This is a genomic window from Altericroceibacterium spongiae, assembly GCF_003610805.1.
Taxonomy (GTDB): Bacteria; Pseudomonadota; Alphaproteobacteria; order Sphingomonadales; family Sphingomonadaceae; genus Altericroceibacterium; species Altericroceibacterium spongiae.
Genome location: NZ_RAPF01000002.1, coordinates 430,002 through 443,486 on the forward strand (window position 1 = coordinate 430,002; position 13,485 = coordinate 443,486).

12 protein-coding genes are annotated in these 13,485 nt (G+C 58.1%); 10 read left to right on the forward strand and 2 right to left on the reverse strand.

Features of this window, described 5'->3' with window-relative positions:
* Window positions 1-56 precede the first annotated feature (56 nt).
* The gene (locus D6851_RS05520) at window positions 57-659 is read left to right on the forward strand and encodes a c-type cytochrome (RefSeq protein ID WP_210210327.1); all 603 of its coding nucleotides are present in this window, start codon (window positions 57-59) and stop codon (window positions 657-659) included.
* Between the two features lie 106 nt (window positions 660-765).
* Here the strand turns inward: D6851_RS05520 and D6851_RS18185 are convergent, their stop codons facing one another.
* A complete protein-coding gene (locus D6851_RS18185; protein ID WP_120323866.1) occupies window positions 766-1,593 on the reverse strand; it encodes an energy transducer TonB in 828 nt (275 codons plus the stop codon).
* Window positions 1,594-1,611: 18 nt separating this feature from the next.
* Window positions 1,612-2,070 carry a hypothetical protein gene (locus D6851_RS05530; RefSeq protein WP_120323867.1) on the reverse strand — a complete coding sequence of 153 codons (459 nt, stop codon included), beginning with the start codon at window positions 2,068-2,070 and terminating at the stop codon, window positions 1,612-1,614.
* A 170-nt stretch (window positions 2,071-2,240) separates the two neighbouring features.
* Between D6851_RS05530 and D6851_RS05535 the strand changes: the two genes are divergently transcribed.
* The 9 genes from D6851_RS05535 to D6851_RS05580 all read left to right on the forward strand — a co-directional run bounded on the left by D6851_RS05535 (window position 2,241) and on the right by D6851_RS05580 (window position 13,276).
* Window positions 2,241-2,657 (forward strand): Fur family transcriptional regulator, encoded by a 417-nt coding sequence (locus D6851_RS05535; RefSeq protein WP_120323868.1) that lies wholly within the window; start codon window positions 2,241-2,243, stop codon window positions 2,655-2,657.
* A gap of 209 nt (window positions 2,658-2,866) precedes the next feature.
* Window positions 2,867-3,346 carry an RNA polymerase sigma factor gene (locus D6851_RS05540; protein WP_183029994.1) on the forward strand — a complete coding sequence of 160 codons (480 nt, stop codon included), beginning with the start codon at window positions 2,867-2,869 and terminating at the stop codon, window positions 3,344-3,346.
* Window positions 3,347-3,449: 103 nt separating this feature from the next.
* A complete protein-coding gene (locus D6851_RS05545; protein ID WP_120323870.1) occupies window positions 3,450-4,466 on the forward strand; it encodes a FecR family protein in 1,017 nt (338 codons plus the stop codon).
* Between the two features lie 191 nt (window positions 4,467-4,657).
* A complete protein-coding gene (locus D6851_RS05550) occupies window positions 4,658-7,087 on the forward strand; it encodes a TonB-dependent siderophore receptor (RefSeq protein WP_183029995.1) in 2,430 nt (809 codons plus the stop codon).
* Between the two features lie 281 nt (window positions 7,088-7,368).
* The gene (locus tag D6851_RS05560) at window positions 7,369-8,253 is read left to right on the forward strand and encodes a TonB family protein (protein ID WP_238473950.1); all 885 of its coding nucleotides are present in this window, start codon (window positions 7,369-7,371) and stop codon (window positions 8,251-8,253) included.
* Between the two features lie 22 nt (window positions 8,254-8,275).
* The gene (locus tag D6851_RS05565; protein WP_120323873.1) at window positions 8,276-8,665 is read left to right on the forward strand and encodes a hypothetical protein; all 390 of its coding nucleotides are present in this window, start codon (window positions 8,276-8,278) and stop codon (window positions 8,663-8,665) included.
* A gap of 195 nt (window positions 8,666-8,860) precedes the next feature.
* Window positions 8,861-9,499 carry an RNA polymerase sigma factor gene (locus tag D6851_RS05570; RefSeq protein ID WP_147395437.1) on the forward strand — a complete coding sequence of 213 codons (639 nt, stop codon included), beginning with the start codon at window positions 8,861-8,863 and terminating at the stop codon, window positions 9,497-9,499.
* A 134-nt stretch (window positions 9,500-9,633) separates the two neighbouring features.
* A complete protein-coding gene (locus D6851_RS05575; RefSeq protein WP_183029996.1) occupies window positions 9,634-10,629 on the forward strand; it encodes a FecR family protein in 996 nt (331 codons plus the stop codon).
* 133 nt (window positions 10,630-10,762) lie between these two features.
* Window positions 10,763-13,276, forward strand: a complete 2,514-nt coding sequence (locus tag D6851_RS05580; RefSeq protein ID WP_120323876.1) for a TonB-dependent siderophore receptor — start codon at window positions 10,763-10,765, stop codon at window positions 13,274-13,276.
* Window positions 13,277-13,485 lie beyond the last annotated feature (209 nt).

Below are 13,485 nucleotides of genomic sequence, written 5' to 3' on the forward strand. Positions count from 1 at the left end.
TGAGTTTACTAGCTGCGTAGCACAACCGTCGGGTGCGGTTTATCGGGAGAAAACGTGTGAGTGCGACTTTAAAGGGCGTGATGATCGGAGCAGCCACTTTGCTGCTCGTTATACTGGCGATCATTTTCATCGTGATCTTCACAGGTGGCTATAATGTTGCTGCGACTGACCGGCATAATCCGGTCGTTGCATGGGCGCTCACCACTACGATGACCCATTCCGTGCAGAGCCGTGCCAGCGAAATCCCTGTTCCGGCGAAATTCACCCCTGCAATGGTTGCGGCCGGTGCCGGAGAATATAAAGCGATGTGCTCCCGCTGCCATGGCGGTGTGGGAGAAAGCCGGGCGGAATGGGCAGAAACAATTCGGCCTAAACCACCTGCACTGGTCAGTGCCGCCCGGCAATGGAAGGCACAGGAGGTTTTCTGGCTGGTCAAGCATGGGGTCAAGATGACCGGAATGCCCGCTTTCGGCCCCACGCATAACGATGCCACCATTTGGAATATTGCAGCTTTCGTCAAAGCCTTGCCCGATATGTCGGCAGAGCAATATGCCAGCTACAAGGCCGATCACGATCATCATCATGATGGGGAAGAGCATCATGGCCATGGCACAGAAGATCATCATCATACACCCGGTGATGACGCTCATGAACATTGAGGGGGAGCGCACTAAGGCACGCGAAACTGCCGTAAAGTATCGGTAAGCCTCCTGCATGCCGCCTCCTTACGGAACCTCAGTCTAAACTTTTGAACATATACTGCCCTCATTCACGATCACTTGCGGATGTCCGAGGCTGGATGTCCGCTGCGCCGTCAGTGATAAAAAATTCGACCGGTACCGTGACGGTAACAATATCCGGGCGGTCATCCGGAATTCCGGGCAGCGGCTGTGCCCGTCGCACAGTGGCGATGGCTGCGCGATTCAGGCTCGGTGTTCCCGATCCTTTTACAACGGCGATATCGAGCACTTCTCCATCTCGATTCATGGTAAAACGGATCTCGACTATACCTTGATGGTTTTTGCGCAGGGCTTCTTCAGGATATCGGCGAAATTGTTCGATCCGGGCCAGCAAGCGGCCTTCAAAGCTGTCTTGCCCGTCCGGTGTACCTGCAGGTGGCGGAACACTATCTGCAAGAGCAGGAGCAAGAATGATATCGGGCGCAATGGGGCTGATCGCGAGCGAGGCAAGATGTGGTGCCGGCAGCGCCTCTGCCGCCGGAAATGAGGGTGAGAGGGCTTTGTTATCGTTTCTTGCAGGGGGACCCGCAGGCGATGCCGGAGAAGGGGGTTCGGCTGCGGGAGGGGCCGGTGGTAAGGAGGGAATGTCGAACACAACCAGTTTCGGAGGGGGGATAGCGGTGCCCGAGGGGGGGCGATAGATCCAGCTTTGCAGCAGGATAAAGGTGACGGCGCAATGTAACGCAGCGGACAGCGCAATACCGGCTGCCCGTTTGCCCGGTGTGTAGCGTTGTGCTGCGCGGCCGTTTGTCGAGACGTGCGATGAGATTTTTGTATTATTGTTATATTGTGCAGGAGCGGCAGGCCACTCTTCCTGTGCGGCTTCTTCCTGAACATCGCCCTGATCCAACATGATCTGCTCTGTCGCGCGTTATCCGTGACGCCGCGTAATATCGATAGGCGCATTAGCGAGCCCTGTCGGTGAGAGATCGGCTTGTTTCATATCCGCGGCTATATGGGTCATTCTGGCTGCGAGACGTTCGATAGATGGTTGCGACACCAGAAGGTCGAGAACTGCGGATACCTGTTCTTCATTACCTTGCGCCACATCCGACCATAAAGCGAGCATCACCGCTTCGAATTCGGTAATCCGAGGGTGCGTTATCGCGCCCATTGCTTTCAGGCGTTGTCCGCAGCAATGGATTTCACACATAAACTGGTGAAAATCGCCCAGCACATGGAGCAGTTCCATCCCGGCAAAGGAGCCGGCGAGGCTGACCGGCGGGCAACGGCGTGCCGCAGCGGCCAGTGTCCAGCCCCGCATGGCTCGGAGCAGAAAATGGCTTCCTTCGGAAAGACGGCTCGGTGAGCGGTCGATAAAACGATACATGGGTGATCTCCGCTGCGAATGCAGTCACTATATGATAATGATAAACATTTGCAAATAAGATTGCGGATGTTTATGCGGATGAGCTGGAGAGACAGAGCCCCCTATATCCGGCAAGACCGGACTACCGGGCCACAACCTGCCCATATCGGGGAGGGGAAAAGGGACAGCCGATGAAACACCAGATCGATATCGAGGCCCTGTGCACCGAAAGAGGCCTGCGTATTACCGAGCAGCGGCGGATTATCGCGAATGTGTTGTCGGACTCTGAAGACCATCCAGACGTTAATCTGCTGCACAAAAGAGCGGCCGCGATAGATCCGAGCATATCGATCGCCACCGTTTATCGAACCGTTCGTCTTTTCGAAGAGGCGGGTATTCTCGACCGGCATGAATTTGGCGACGGCAGGGCGCGCTATGAAGCTGCACCCGATACGCATCACGATCATCTGATCGATGTGGAATCCGGCAAAGTGCTGGAATTTGTTGATCCCGAACTGGAGCAGTTACAGCGCCTGATTGCCGAGAAGCTGGGATACCGGCTGGTCGATCATCGGCTCGAATTGTATGGTGTCAAACAGCTTCGCTGATACCCGATTAAGCCCGGTTTGAAGGTTTGGGCGACACGCAGGGATGCGTCGGTACAGGCGGTTCTTGACACTATACTCCAAATGAGCTTTTGCGAACAAATCGCAAAAGGGGCCTTATCATTTCACCGCATCGGAAAATGTCAGTGCGACCGGAGCAAAGACAAGCAAACCCTGTCTCTTCCGAGCATTCGTCGACATCGTTGTATGAAATGCATCGAACCGCCCTTGTCGATTATGCCAACAATATCCTCCGGGATCGCGCCCGGGCTGAAGATGTGGTTCAGGAAGCCTGGGAAAGGATACAGAGCGTTGAGCGCACCCGTATTATCAACGAGCCCTTGCGGTATTTTTACCGGATCGTGCAGAATCTCGCGCTCGATAACCGACGGATACGGAAGCGGGAGGCGCAGCGCAGCGGCGGCACACTGACCGATATATCGGATAAGATAGCGGACGATACGCCCAAACCGGATGCTATTGCTGCTGCCCGGGAAGAGTTTCGCATCGTTATAGAAAGTATGGGCGAACTGCCCGAACGTACGCGTATGGCGCTTCTGCTGCATAGTGTGGAGGGCCTGAAATTGCGTGAGATCGCCGAACGCCTTGAGCTTTCGGTAACGTACACGCATCAATTGGTTGCAAAGGGTAAGATGCATTGCCTCAGGCGCCTTTCGCGCAAACGCTCATGAAACCGGGGCAGATAATAGCGGGACAACGTGACCTGCCGCTCACTGTGGATAGCGTGATGCTGTGTCGCATAGCCATATTCTCAGATATGATGGGCGAGGCTGCATGACACGATCACGAGATTCTGAATCTGTCTCCTCCGAAACCGTAAGCGATGAGGCATGGGAACGGGCCGCGAGCGAAGCGGTCGACTGGACGATCCTTCTCGATGACGATCCCGATAATGCCGATCTTCACGTGCAGTTCGAGCGCTGGCGGCAAGCAGATCCTTTGCATGAACGCGTCTGGTCGGAGGCTTCTCACGCTTCTAATTTGATTGCACAATCGGACAAGGTCGCCCTGTTTCCTGAGGCGGAGTGGGAGGAGGAGCCGACATCTTCGGTGCCACGCAGAGCGCATTTCAGGCTGAGCCGCCGTGCCATACTGGCAGGAGCGGTCGCGGCGGCGTTGGCATGGATTATGGCGCCTCAGATTCTTCTGCATGTTCAGGCGGATTATGTGACCGGAGTCGGGCGGCAGCGGACCGTTACACTGGATGATGGCAGTACCGTCCGGCTGGCCCCGGAAAGCGCTATGCGTGTCGCCTATAGCGATAAAAATCGGCAGGTGACGCTCCTTTCCGGGGAAGCCTATTTCGAAGTGGCGCGCAATCCGGCCCGGCCGTTCAATGTCTTGGCCGAAGAGGCTACCATCACGGTGCTGGGCACCGGATTCGACGTTCGACTGGGCGAAAGTGGGACGGACATTGCCGTGAAACACGGGCGGGTACGGGTGGCCTCGGTCAAGCAGGGACGTCGTTTTGCTGTCCTGGAGGCGGGTCAGTGGGTGCATATGCCGGAAAATGGCGCCCTGCATAACGGATATGTGTCTCCCGATCTGGTCGGCGGATGGACCGGCCGGCGCATTGCAGCGGTCGACCGCCCGCTTGCCGAAGTGCTGGCCGATCTGAGACGGTATCATAGCGGTGCCATCCTGCTTACCAGTACGGAACTGGGACGTAAAAGCGTCACCGGCACGTTCAATGCCGATGACCCGGTTGAAGCAGCAAAGCTGATCGTGCAGCCGCATGGCGGTATCGTGCGCCGGATTACGCCATGGCTGATGGTAATATCAGCTTCCTGACCATCGCAAAATGAACCAAAATCCTGCGATCTGACCTGAAACGAAATTTTCTACCGAAAAATTCCCGCCTCATATCGTTGAGCCCGTAAGTCCGATGATATTGCGATGCAATCCTATCAGTTTGGGCGATTTTGACGATTGGAGATTTTCAAGTGGTAGGAAAAATGGGGGCGGGGCGCGCTCGACAGACAATGAGCGCTATTCTGCTGGCCTCGGCTGCTATCGGGCCGATGATGATTGCTCCGGCGGTGCAGGCGCAGGATATGGCAGCCCGCAGATTCGACATTCCGGCGCAATCGCTCGCCGATGCGCTGGTTTCTTTCGGTATCCAGTCAGGTCTCCAGGTTACAGCCAATGGAGCCCCCTTGCGCGGCATACAGAGCAAGGGGGTAAGGGGAACCATGGCACCGATGCGGGCGCTCAGCAGCCTGCTGCAGGGCACGGGCTTTACCTTCCGGATCAACGGGGACGTCGTGACGCTCGAACCAGCGCCAAAGGCAGCGGGCGATGGCGCGATCCGGCTCGGCCCGGTGCGTGTCGCAGGGCAAAGTGCAGCTAGTGCAAACTATAGCCCCACCAGCGATCCGGCCGCAACTGAGGGATCGGGGTCATACACGGCCTCCGGTCCCAGCGTGACCGCGACCGGTCTTTCCATGTCACTGCGCGAAACGCCGCAGTCTGTGACGGTAGTGACGCGCCAGAAAATGGACGATTTCGGCCTCGAAACGTTGGCCGATGTGCTGGAACAGGCTCCCGGCGTTACGGTTTCGCGGCAAGCCAATGCGATCGATTTCGGCAGCCGTGGCAATGCTCTCAACTTGCGGATCGACGGCAACCGCCATTACACCTCGGCGCCTTGGTATTTCCTCACCAGCAGCATGTATTCGCTTGACGACATGGCCGATATCGATCGGGTCGAAATCGTGAAGGGCTCCACCGGCCTAACCGATGGGGACGGATATTATGGCGGCACGATCAATCTCATCCGCAAACGGCCGACGCCGGAATTTCAGGCCAGCCTGAGCGGCACGGCGGGAAGCTGGAACAGCTATCGCGCCGATGCCGATATCAGTGGCCCGGTCAATGCCAGCGGCACGATCCGGGCGCGAGGTGTGGCCGCATGGCGGGACGCCGACACGTTCCGCGACCACGAAAGCGAAAAGAACATCATGCTCTACGGGACGGTCGATGTCGACTTAACCCCGGATACGCTGCTCAATCTGGGGGTGAACTACAAGCACCGGGTCCAGCGCGGATATGGCGCGACCCGCCCGATCATGGCCTATAACGGAGCCGGTGATTTCATCGGGCTCCAGCCTCGTTCCTTCAACCCCGGCGCACCCTGGGCAGGATACAAGCAGGATGCTCTCAACCTGTTCGGCTCGCTTGAGCACCAGTTTGCCAATGGCTGGACGGCAAAGCTGCAATTCGGCCGGGAGCGGATTGAGACGCCGGAGATGCGGATCGGCGTTCTGGGGAACGACCATGGCGCTACATTACGGCTCTATTTCGAGGACATATGGCAACGCAACGAATTCGTATCGGCCAAGTTTCGCGGTCCGTTCGATTTACTGGGCCAGACGCATGAACTGGTGATCGGCGCGGGCGCCTCAAGCTCGCGCACCCGCAACAGGCAAAGCATCGGACTCCACTTGTCCGGCGATCAGTTCACCTATGACTATGCCACTGGCGGCGCAGTCATTCCGCGCCCGACAGCAGACGAGCTGGCTGCCGCGGATTTTTCCTCGGACAGATGGTTCACCAAACGGCATCATGTCTATGCCGCAGGGCGGTTCACCATTGCGGACCCGCTCCATGTCATTGCCGGTATCCGCGTTTCCAGTTTCGACCAGCGCAATCACAGCGATGCGTACGACTTTTACAACTATAGCTTGCGCGAGCGTGGCGTTGTCACGCTTTATGGAGGCATCACTCTCGATGTGCTGCGCAATGTCACGCTCTATGGCAGTTACGCCCGGATCTTCCAGGCGCAGAATTCGCTCGACGTCAATGGCAACACCCTCCCGCCTCTGCGCGGGATCACCTATGAAGCGGGTGCTAAGGGCGAGTTTTTCGACAAGCGGCTCAATGCCAGCCTGTCCTATTTCTGGATGAAGGCGGACAATGAAGCGGAAGCCACCGGCGAATACGTGCTGGACACGGACCAGGCCGCCTATCGTCCGGTCATGGGTGCTACCCGGCGCGGCTTCGAAGTGGAAATTTCCGGTGAGCTTCTGCCGGGCTGGCAGGCGCAGGGTGGCTTTACGCTCAATGACAGCAGCCTTGGCAATGCCTCGCGAAATCCAAAGCATCAGTTCAAGCTGACCAGCAGTTATCATGTCAGCGAAGGAAGGTTCGCAGGCCTGTCATTGGGAGGCGGTGTGCGCTGGCAAAGCGCTATATCGGTATCCAACACGGCGGTAAGGCTGCGGCAGGATGCCTATTGGCTTGTCGACATGATGGCGGGCTATCAGGTGAGTGAAGGTGTGACTGTCGGGCTTAATATCGATAACCTTTTGGATAAACGATATTTTTCTGGCGTGACCAACTTCACCGACCTGTTTTACACCTGGGGACAACCGCGAAGTTTCAAAGCCAGTATCCGGTATCGTTTCCGGTAGCGATGGCTCTGTGGGCACGACCCGGCACGCAAGCAAGCCGTCTTGACAGGGCGGCTTGCTTCCAAATCGTTTCCTTTCTGTCTTATTCATATGAAACTTTTGCAAAGCAGGGATAGCATTCGCCTGCTTTTCCAAAAATTTTTGCCCAGTCAGTGAAAAACTTGCCGCGAGATTCGTCATAGAAGTGTAGCAATTGAGAATGATTAGCATGATTTGTGCGATACAAGACCGGCCGCAAAGCGAGAGGCACCGCGGTTTGTTGGTTGCGGGCTTGTTCTTGCATGGCGTGGCAGAACGGGCTGGGTGCGGAAATAGAAGATGGTGACGATATTTGCGACGGGTGTCGGGACAAGGGAAGCCGCATGACCTATCAGCAACAAGCCGAATGGCATGATATGTCGGCGGAAGAGGCGAACGAGACGGCCTGGTCCGCTCGGCCTGTGCCAGCCTGTGGCGGCGATACGATCTACCGGAGGGAAGGTTGCTATACTGGCCGAAGTAAAGGGCAGCGTTCGCTTGGTCTGTTGCTGACAGTGGCGCTTCATGTCCTTGTTATCGGCGCATTTCTGATCCATTGGGGTGTCAGTTATGTGCAGCAGGAGCCGCAGACGCTGAGTGTTTTCGATGTCGCGCCGCCTGCCGCTCCGCCCGAGCCCGAGAGCGATATCCCGCCAGGACCCGAGCAAGTCGCAAAAGAAAAAGCGCTGCCGGAGCCCGAACGGACGAAAATAGATCCGCCGAAAATACAAATTCAACGTGAAACGCCGGTCACTCTGCCCGATATAAAGCCGGTTCCCGATCCGGGGCCGCCGGTTGAACTGACCAGCGTGCCCGAGAGCAAACCGGCCCCGCCTGCGCCGCAGGTCAGCGATGCCAAGCCGACATGGGAAGGCAGGGTGCTGGGCGCGCTGAATAAGAAGAAACGGTACCCCCGCTCCGCGCAGCTCCGCCGACAACAGGGTATTCCATGGATCCGCTTCGTGATGAACCGGGCAGGTGAGGTGTTGTCGGTCAAACTTGAACGCTCCTCGGGTTTTCGCTCGCTCGATGCAGAAGCAGTGAAGCTGCCGAAACGGGCTGCGCCACTCCCCAAACCACCAGAAGAGGTCAAGGGCGAAACCATCGAACTGGTGGTTCCGATCGAGTTTTTTATCGGCGCTCGATAATGAGATGACATGGGAAGAGGATATGTCCGGCGAAACGCGCAGAGCGCCCATTGCCCTGTATCGTCGCTCGACGACCGAACAGCGGGTTATCCGCATGATACGGGGTGAGGAGATGGCCCGCCATGATTATGCTGCGGTCTGCAATGCTCAGTTCGAGAAGTTGCGCTTTTATGCTGCACGCAACGATTTGAGTATTCAGGAACCGGGAACGCGCTTTTTGTCGATTACCGAGCTGAATTTGCTGGCCTGGCTGGCGCAGGCGCAGCGCGTTGCCAGCTATACCCGTTCGTTCCATGCCGATCCCATGCTCACCATGACCATCGTCCATTGCGCCGGTACACTGGATGCTCTGGGCATCCGTCTCCCGGCGCTGGCCATGCACAATCCCAATGTACAGCCGGATATCGAATGACAGCGGGATAAAGTCGGGAGCAGCGGTGCCTTTACGCTTGGCACATGACGATGACTATGGTGTCCACGAGTCTGCATCTCGCGGTGGTGGCTTAGCCACATATCAGGAGCTGTGTAAGCGGGACGGAGGTGCATATCAGAGGCACGGCTTATAGAATCTCGGTTCTTCCATTCCATATGATTACCGGACTGGTGCGTGTGCATTCTGTCGATACAGTTGCAGCCCGGTCGCAATATCGCTATCCGCCTGTTGCGAATGTATTGCAATAACTCTCTGTCTGCCGGTTCGTCCGGCGCTTTTGGCGGGCAAACCACTGTGCGGGTGCAGGAAGAGGATGTCGCGCTTGCTGTTTATCGTGCGCAATATGCGCCGCTGATTGCCTATGCCGCGCGTATTTTGGGCGATGCGGCGCAGGCGGAGGATGTGGTGCAGGATGCCTGGATCGCGGCTTCGCGGCGAGCGCGACTGGTGGAAGTTCGCGAGTTCGGTGCCTATTTACGACTAACCGTGCGCAATCTGGCCATCGATGCACTTCGGCGCCGCGACCGCTATGGCGAGATTGCGCACGGCGGCTATGACACCGCGATGGACCACGTCGCCGATATCGCGCCGGGGGCCGATGACAGGCTTGCTGCGCAGCAGGAACTGGAGCGCTTCCAGCAGGCGCTGGCGCATCTGCCCGAACGGCAACGCATCGCGGTGGAAATGCACCGGATCGGCAATTATAAGCTGCGCGAAATTGCCGAGCGGTTGAACATCTCGGTTGCCTATGCGCAAGATCTGGTCGCCAAGGGCCTGGCTAGCTGCGCGCGATTTCTGGCGGAGGGGCATTGATCCGATGGCAATATGTTTACACCGTTCAAAAATTGAAAACAGATCGGCCCCTTCGCCTGTCCCATATACGGCATTTTCTTATCCCATGGGCGCGCGGACATTCTTGTCCCTCTTAAGTGGCGGGAGTTTCGGTCGTGACTTCTGACCGAGACCGCGCTCTCGACGAAGCGGCCCGATGGTATACCCGCATTCTCGAAGCGGACGAACCGGATGTCGAAGCCCGGTTCGATGCCTGGCTTGAGGCGGATCCATTGCATGTTGAATGCTGGGCGCAGATCACTGGAACGGCCACCGTCATCGCGCGGACCGAGCCGATCCGTCGGAGCCACTGGACCGAGCCGTTTGTCGCAAGGGAGGCGCCGCCGCGCGCCCGTACGGGCAAGACTGCGCATCGCGCCGCTCGCCGAGGTTGGCGGCGGCATGTCAGACTGAAAGGTTTCGCGGCAGCGGCCGTCGCCGCCTGTGCGCTGGCAGTGATCGCGCCCGGTGCGATGATACGCCTGAACGCCGATATGCTGACCGCGACCGGCGAGGTGCGCCATGTGACGCTGGCGGATGCCAGCCGCGTCGCCCTTGGCCCCGACAGCGCAATCGATGTGGATTACACAGCCGATGCGCGCACCGTGCACCTGCTCAAGGGACAGGCCTGGTTCGAGGTCGAGCGCGATCCGGGGCGCCCTTTCCGTGTCCAGGCCGAAGGGCTGACCGCCACCGTGCTCGGCACTGGCTTCGATGTGCGCATGATCGGTGACACCACACGCGTCAGCGTGGCGCATGGGCGCGTGCGCGTTGCGAATAATTCCGCGTCCCGCCTGCTGACCGCAGGACAATGGGTGAAGGCTGCGGCAGGTCGCCTGACCGGGGGGAACAGCAGACCTGCGTCGCTCGGCCTGTGGCGCGATGGTGAAATCGTGGCCCGTAACGGCAGCACCATAGCCAGCGTGATCGACGAACTGCGCCCCTGGTATAGCGGCCATATCGTCCTTGCGAGCGACGGGCTGGGTGCACAGCCCGTTGCCGGCTTCTACCGGACCGATGAGGCAGTGCGCACCATCCGCAATCTCGTCGGTCCTTATGGCGGCAAGGTGACCACGGTCACACCCTGGCTGATTATCGTTTCGGGCGGTTGACGCCCCCAAGCGGATAAAAATTTCCGGCAATTGCTGAATTGGGCACCCCTCATCCGTCAACTCTGATGAATGGCCTTTTCTGCGACGCATTAGCAGAAATGGCGCACTATTGCAGATAAGGAGTTGTGCATCGATGTTGAGGGGGAACAGGGGAACGGGCAGCAAGCGTGTCAGCATGGCGCTGGCCGTTGCATTACTGGCGAGCAGCGCGTTGGCCGGGCCGTTTGCGCCTGCCGCGATGGCGCAGGACACGCCCGCCACGCAGAACGAATTCCAGATCGCCGCGCAGCCACTGGGCGATGCGCTGGTCGAATTCGGCCGTCAGTCGGGGCTGGAAGTCACGGCCGATCCGGCGCTGATTGCGGGCAAGCGCTCGGCGGCGGTTTCGGGCAGGCTCGCGCCCGGTGCGGCGCTCAGCCGCCTGCTTGCAGGTACGGGGCTTACTTTTCGCTTCATCAGCGCGACAGGCGTGACGCTGGAACGCGCGCCACAGGCATCGGGTGACGGCGCGATCCGGCTCGGGCCGGTGCGGGTCGAGGGGGCGGATGGGTCAGGCAATGCAGTCTATGCTGCCGACCTCATCACGGAAAACAGCCCATCCTATACCAGCAAGGCGATCACCATCGGCTCGAAGGTCCCGCGCTCCCTGCGTGAAACGCCGGCGACCGTCACCGTGTTAACGCGTGAGCGGATCGAGGATGCCGGCCTGTTCGAGCTGAAAGACATTCTGGCGGAAACGCCCGGCATAACCGTGACCTCCTATAATTCACAGCAGTCGCAGATCCAGTCGCGCGGTTTCTCGCTGCAGGACATCCGGATCGATGGGCTGCCGATCTCGAATGACGCGTTCACCTTTTTCGATCTCGCCCAATATGATCATATTGAGGTCTTGCGCGGTGTGGACGGGCTTTACGGCAGCAACGGTCAGCCGAGCGGCGCGGTCAATCTTTCGCGAAAGCGCGCGCTTTCGACGCCGAAATATGCGCTGGCCCTGTCGGCAGGTAGCTGGAACAATTACCGTGCCGAAGCTGACATAACGGGGCCGCTGAACGAAAGCGGGACGCTGCGCGCCCGGGCCGTCGCCGTATATCACAACCGGGACTTCTTCTATGACACTGCCAATCGTGAGATCGTATCGCTCTATGGTCGCCTTGAATGGGACGCGACTCCCGACACGGTGATCGCGCTGGGCGGCGCCTATGAGACGCACCGGGAGGATGGGTATGGCCAGTCCGGCCTTATGCGGTATCAGACCGGCGAGGACCTGAACCTGCCCAGAAGCACCAGTTTCGCCGCCGATTTTTCCCATTGGGACCACGATACAGCCGAAATATTCGCAAGCATCGAACATGTGCTGGGTGATGACTGGAAGATCAGTGCAAATGGCGCCTATCGGACCTATGAACGCGATATTTCAGCCGCTTATGTTTTCGGAGGACTGATACCCGACACGAATGAAGGCGCTCTTCTGGCCAGCATGTCGTCCGACCTGGGCAAGGATGATACTTATTCCTTCGCGGCGAATATCAGCGGCGGTTTCGAACTGTTCGGCCAGTCGCATGATATGGTCTTCGGTGGCGAATACAGACATAGAAAAACGAGCAGCAATAGCTTTCTCATGCCCGGCTCGCCGCCTCCGGTGGACATTTTCGATTTTGATCCCGGAGCATGGGACGCATTCGAAATTCAGCGCGACGAAGTAGACGGGCTTCGCAAAGGCAGGCGCGAAGATGTGGCGCTATATGGCAGCGTTCGGCTGAATCCGACCGATCAGCTTCATCTGGTCGTCGGCGGACGATATACGGATGTCGAAGACGGCACTTTCGATTATGATCCGACAGGAACGGACAATAGCTTCGTCCTCACACGCCTTTTTACGTCCAAGGGCGATGCCTTTACCCCCAATGCTGCGCTGATCTGGGACTTTACCGACCAGCTTTCGCTGTACGGCACCTATGCGAAACTTCGCCAGTTCCCCAACGGCGTCACGGTGCAGGGCAATCCGCTGTCGCCTACCAATGGCCGCAACCTCGAAATCGGTGTTAAAGGTGCATTTCGGGACGGGCGCCTGAATGCGAGCATTGCCGCCTATCAGATCGACCGGACCGATGTTCCCGTTTATGCCGGTTTCACGGTTGGTTCTCAGTCCGCATATAATGTGGTCGGCAAGCAGCGCAGCCGCGGTGTCGAAATGGACGTAAGCGGCGAACTGGTTCCCAATGTGCAAATTTCGGCGGGCTATACCTATAACAAGAATGACGATCTCGACGCGGATCAGCAATATAGCACTGCCACACCCAAACATATGCTGCGGCTTTGGGCATCCTATACGCCAATTGAAAAATGGCAGCTTGCCGGCGGCATAAACTGGCAAAGCAGCCATTTCGTGCGCGGAACCGTCTCGGTATATAATCGGAACACCACGCCCCCGGAGGTCATCAGAACCGAAAGCTTCGACTATACGCAGCCTGCCTATGCCGTAGTGAACGCAAGGGTGGCTTATGCGTTCACCCCGAATATTTCGCTGTCGGCCAATCTGAACAATCTTTTCGACAAGACCTATTACGCCACCGTCGGATCCAGTTCCGGCTCCAACTGGTATGGCGAGCCGCGCAATGTGCTGGTGAAATTGCGGGTGGGATTCTGATGCCCGCCACATCCCGCGGCATCTCTCCACCCGGCCCGAACGCCGCAAAGACGCCGCAAAACGGAATCTGCCTGCCAATTGGCAGCCGTGCCCTTCACCGGAGATTTTCAACCAACCAGTGAAAACCGGCCGCCCCTTCCGTCATTGAAGTGTGGCAATCGAGAATGATTGGCATGACGAATGAGATTCAAAGCGCTCCCCCCGGGGCG

Coding starts and splice junctions, on each gene's coding strand:
- D6851_RS18185 (WP_120323866.1), bottom strand. CDS start 1,593: ATGTTGGATCAGGGCGATGTTCAGGAAGAAGCCGCACAGGAAGAGTGG.
- D6851_RS05530 (WP_120323867.1), bottom strand. CDS start 2,070: ATGTATCGTTTTATCGACCGCTCACCGAGCCGTCTTTCCGAAGGAAGC.
- D6851_RS05535 (WP_120323868.1), top strand. CDS start 2,241: ATGAAACACCAGATCGATATCGAGGCCCTGTGCACCGAAAGAGGCCTG.
- D6851_RS05540 (WP_183029994.1), top strand. CDS start 2,867: ATGCATCGAACCGCCCTTGTCGATTATGCCAACAATATCCTCCGGGAT.
- D6851_RS05545 (WP_120323870.1), top strand. CDS start 3,450: ATGACACGATCACGAGATTCTGAATCTGTCTCCTCCGAAACCGTAAGC.
- D6851_RS05550 (WP_183029995.1), top strand. CDS start 4,658: ATGAGCGCTATTCTGCTGGCCTCGGCTGCTATCGGGCCGATGATGATT.
- D6851_RS05560 (WP_238473950.1), top strand. CDS start 7,369: ATGGCGTGGCAGAACGGGCTGGGTGCGGAAATAGAAGATGGTGACGAT.
- D6851_RS05565 (WP_120323873.1), top strand. CDS start 8,276: ATGTCCGGCGAAACGCGCAGAGCGCCCATTGCCCTGTATCGTCGCTCG.
- D6851_RS05580 (WP_120323876.1), top strand. CDS start 10,763: ATGTTGAGGGGGAACAGGGGAACGGGCAGCAAGCGTGTCAGCATGGCG.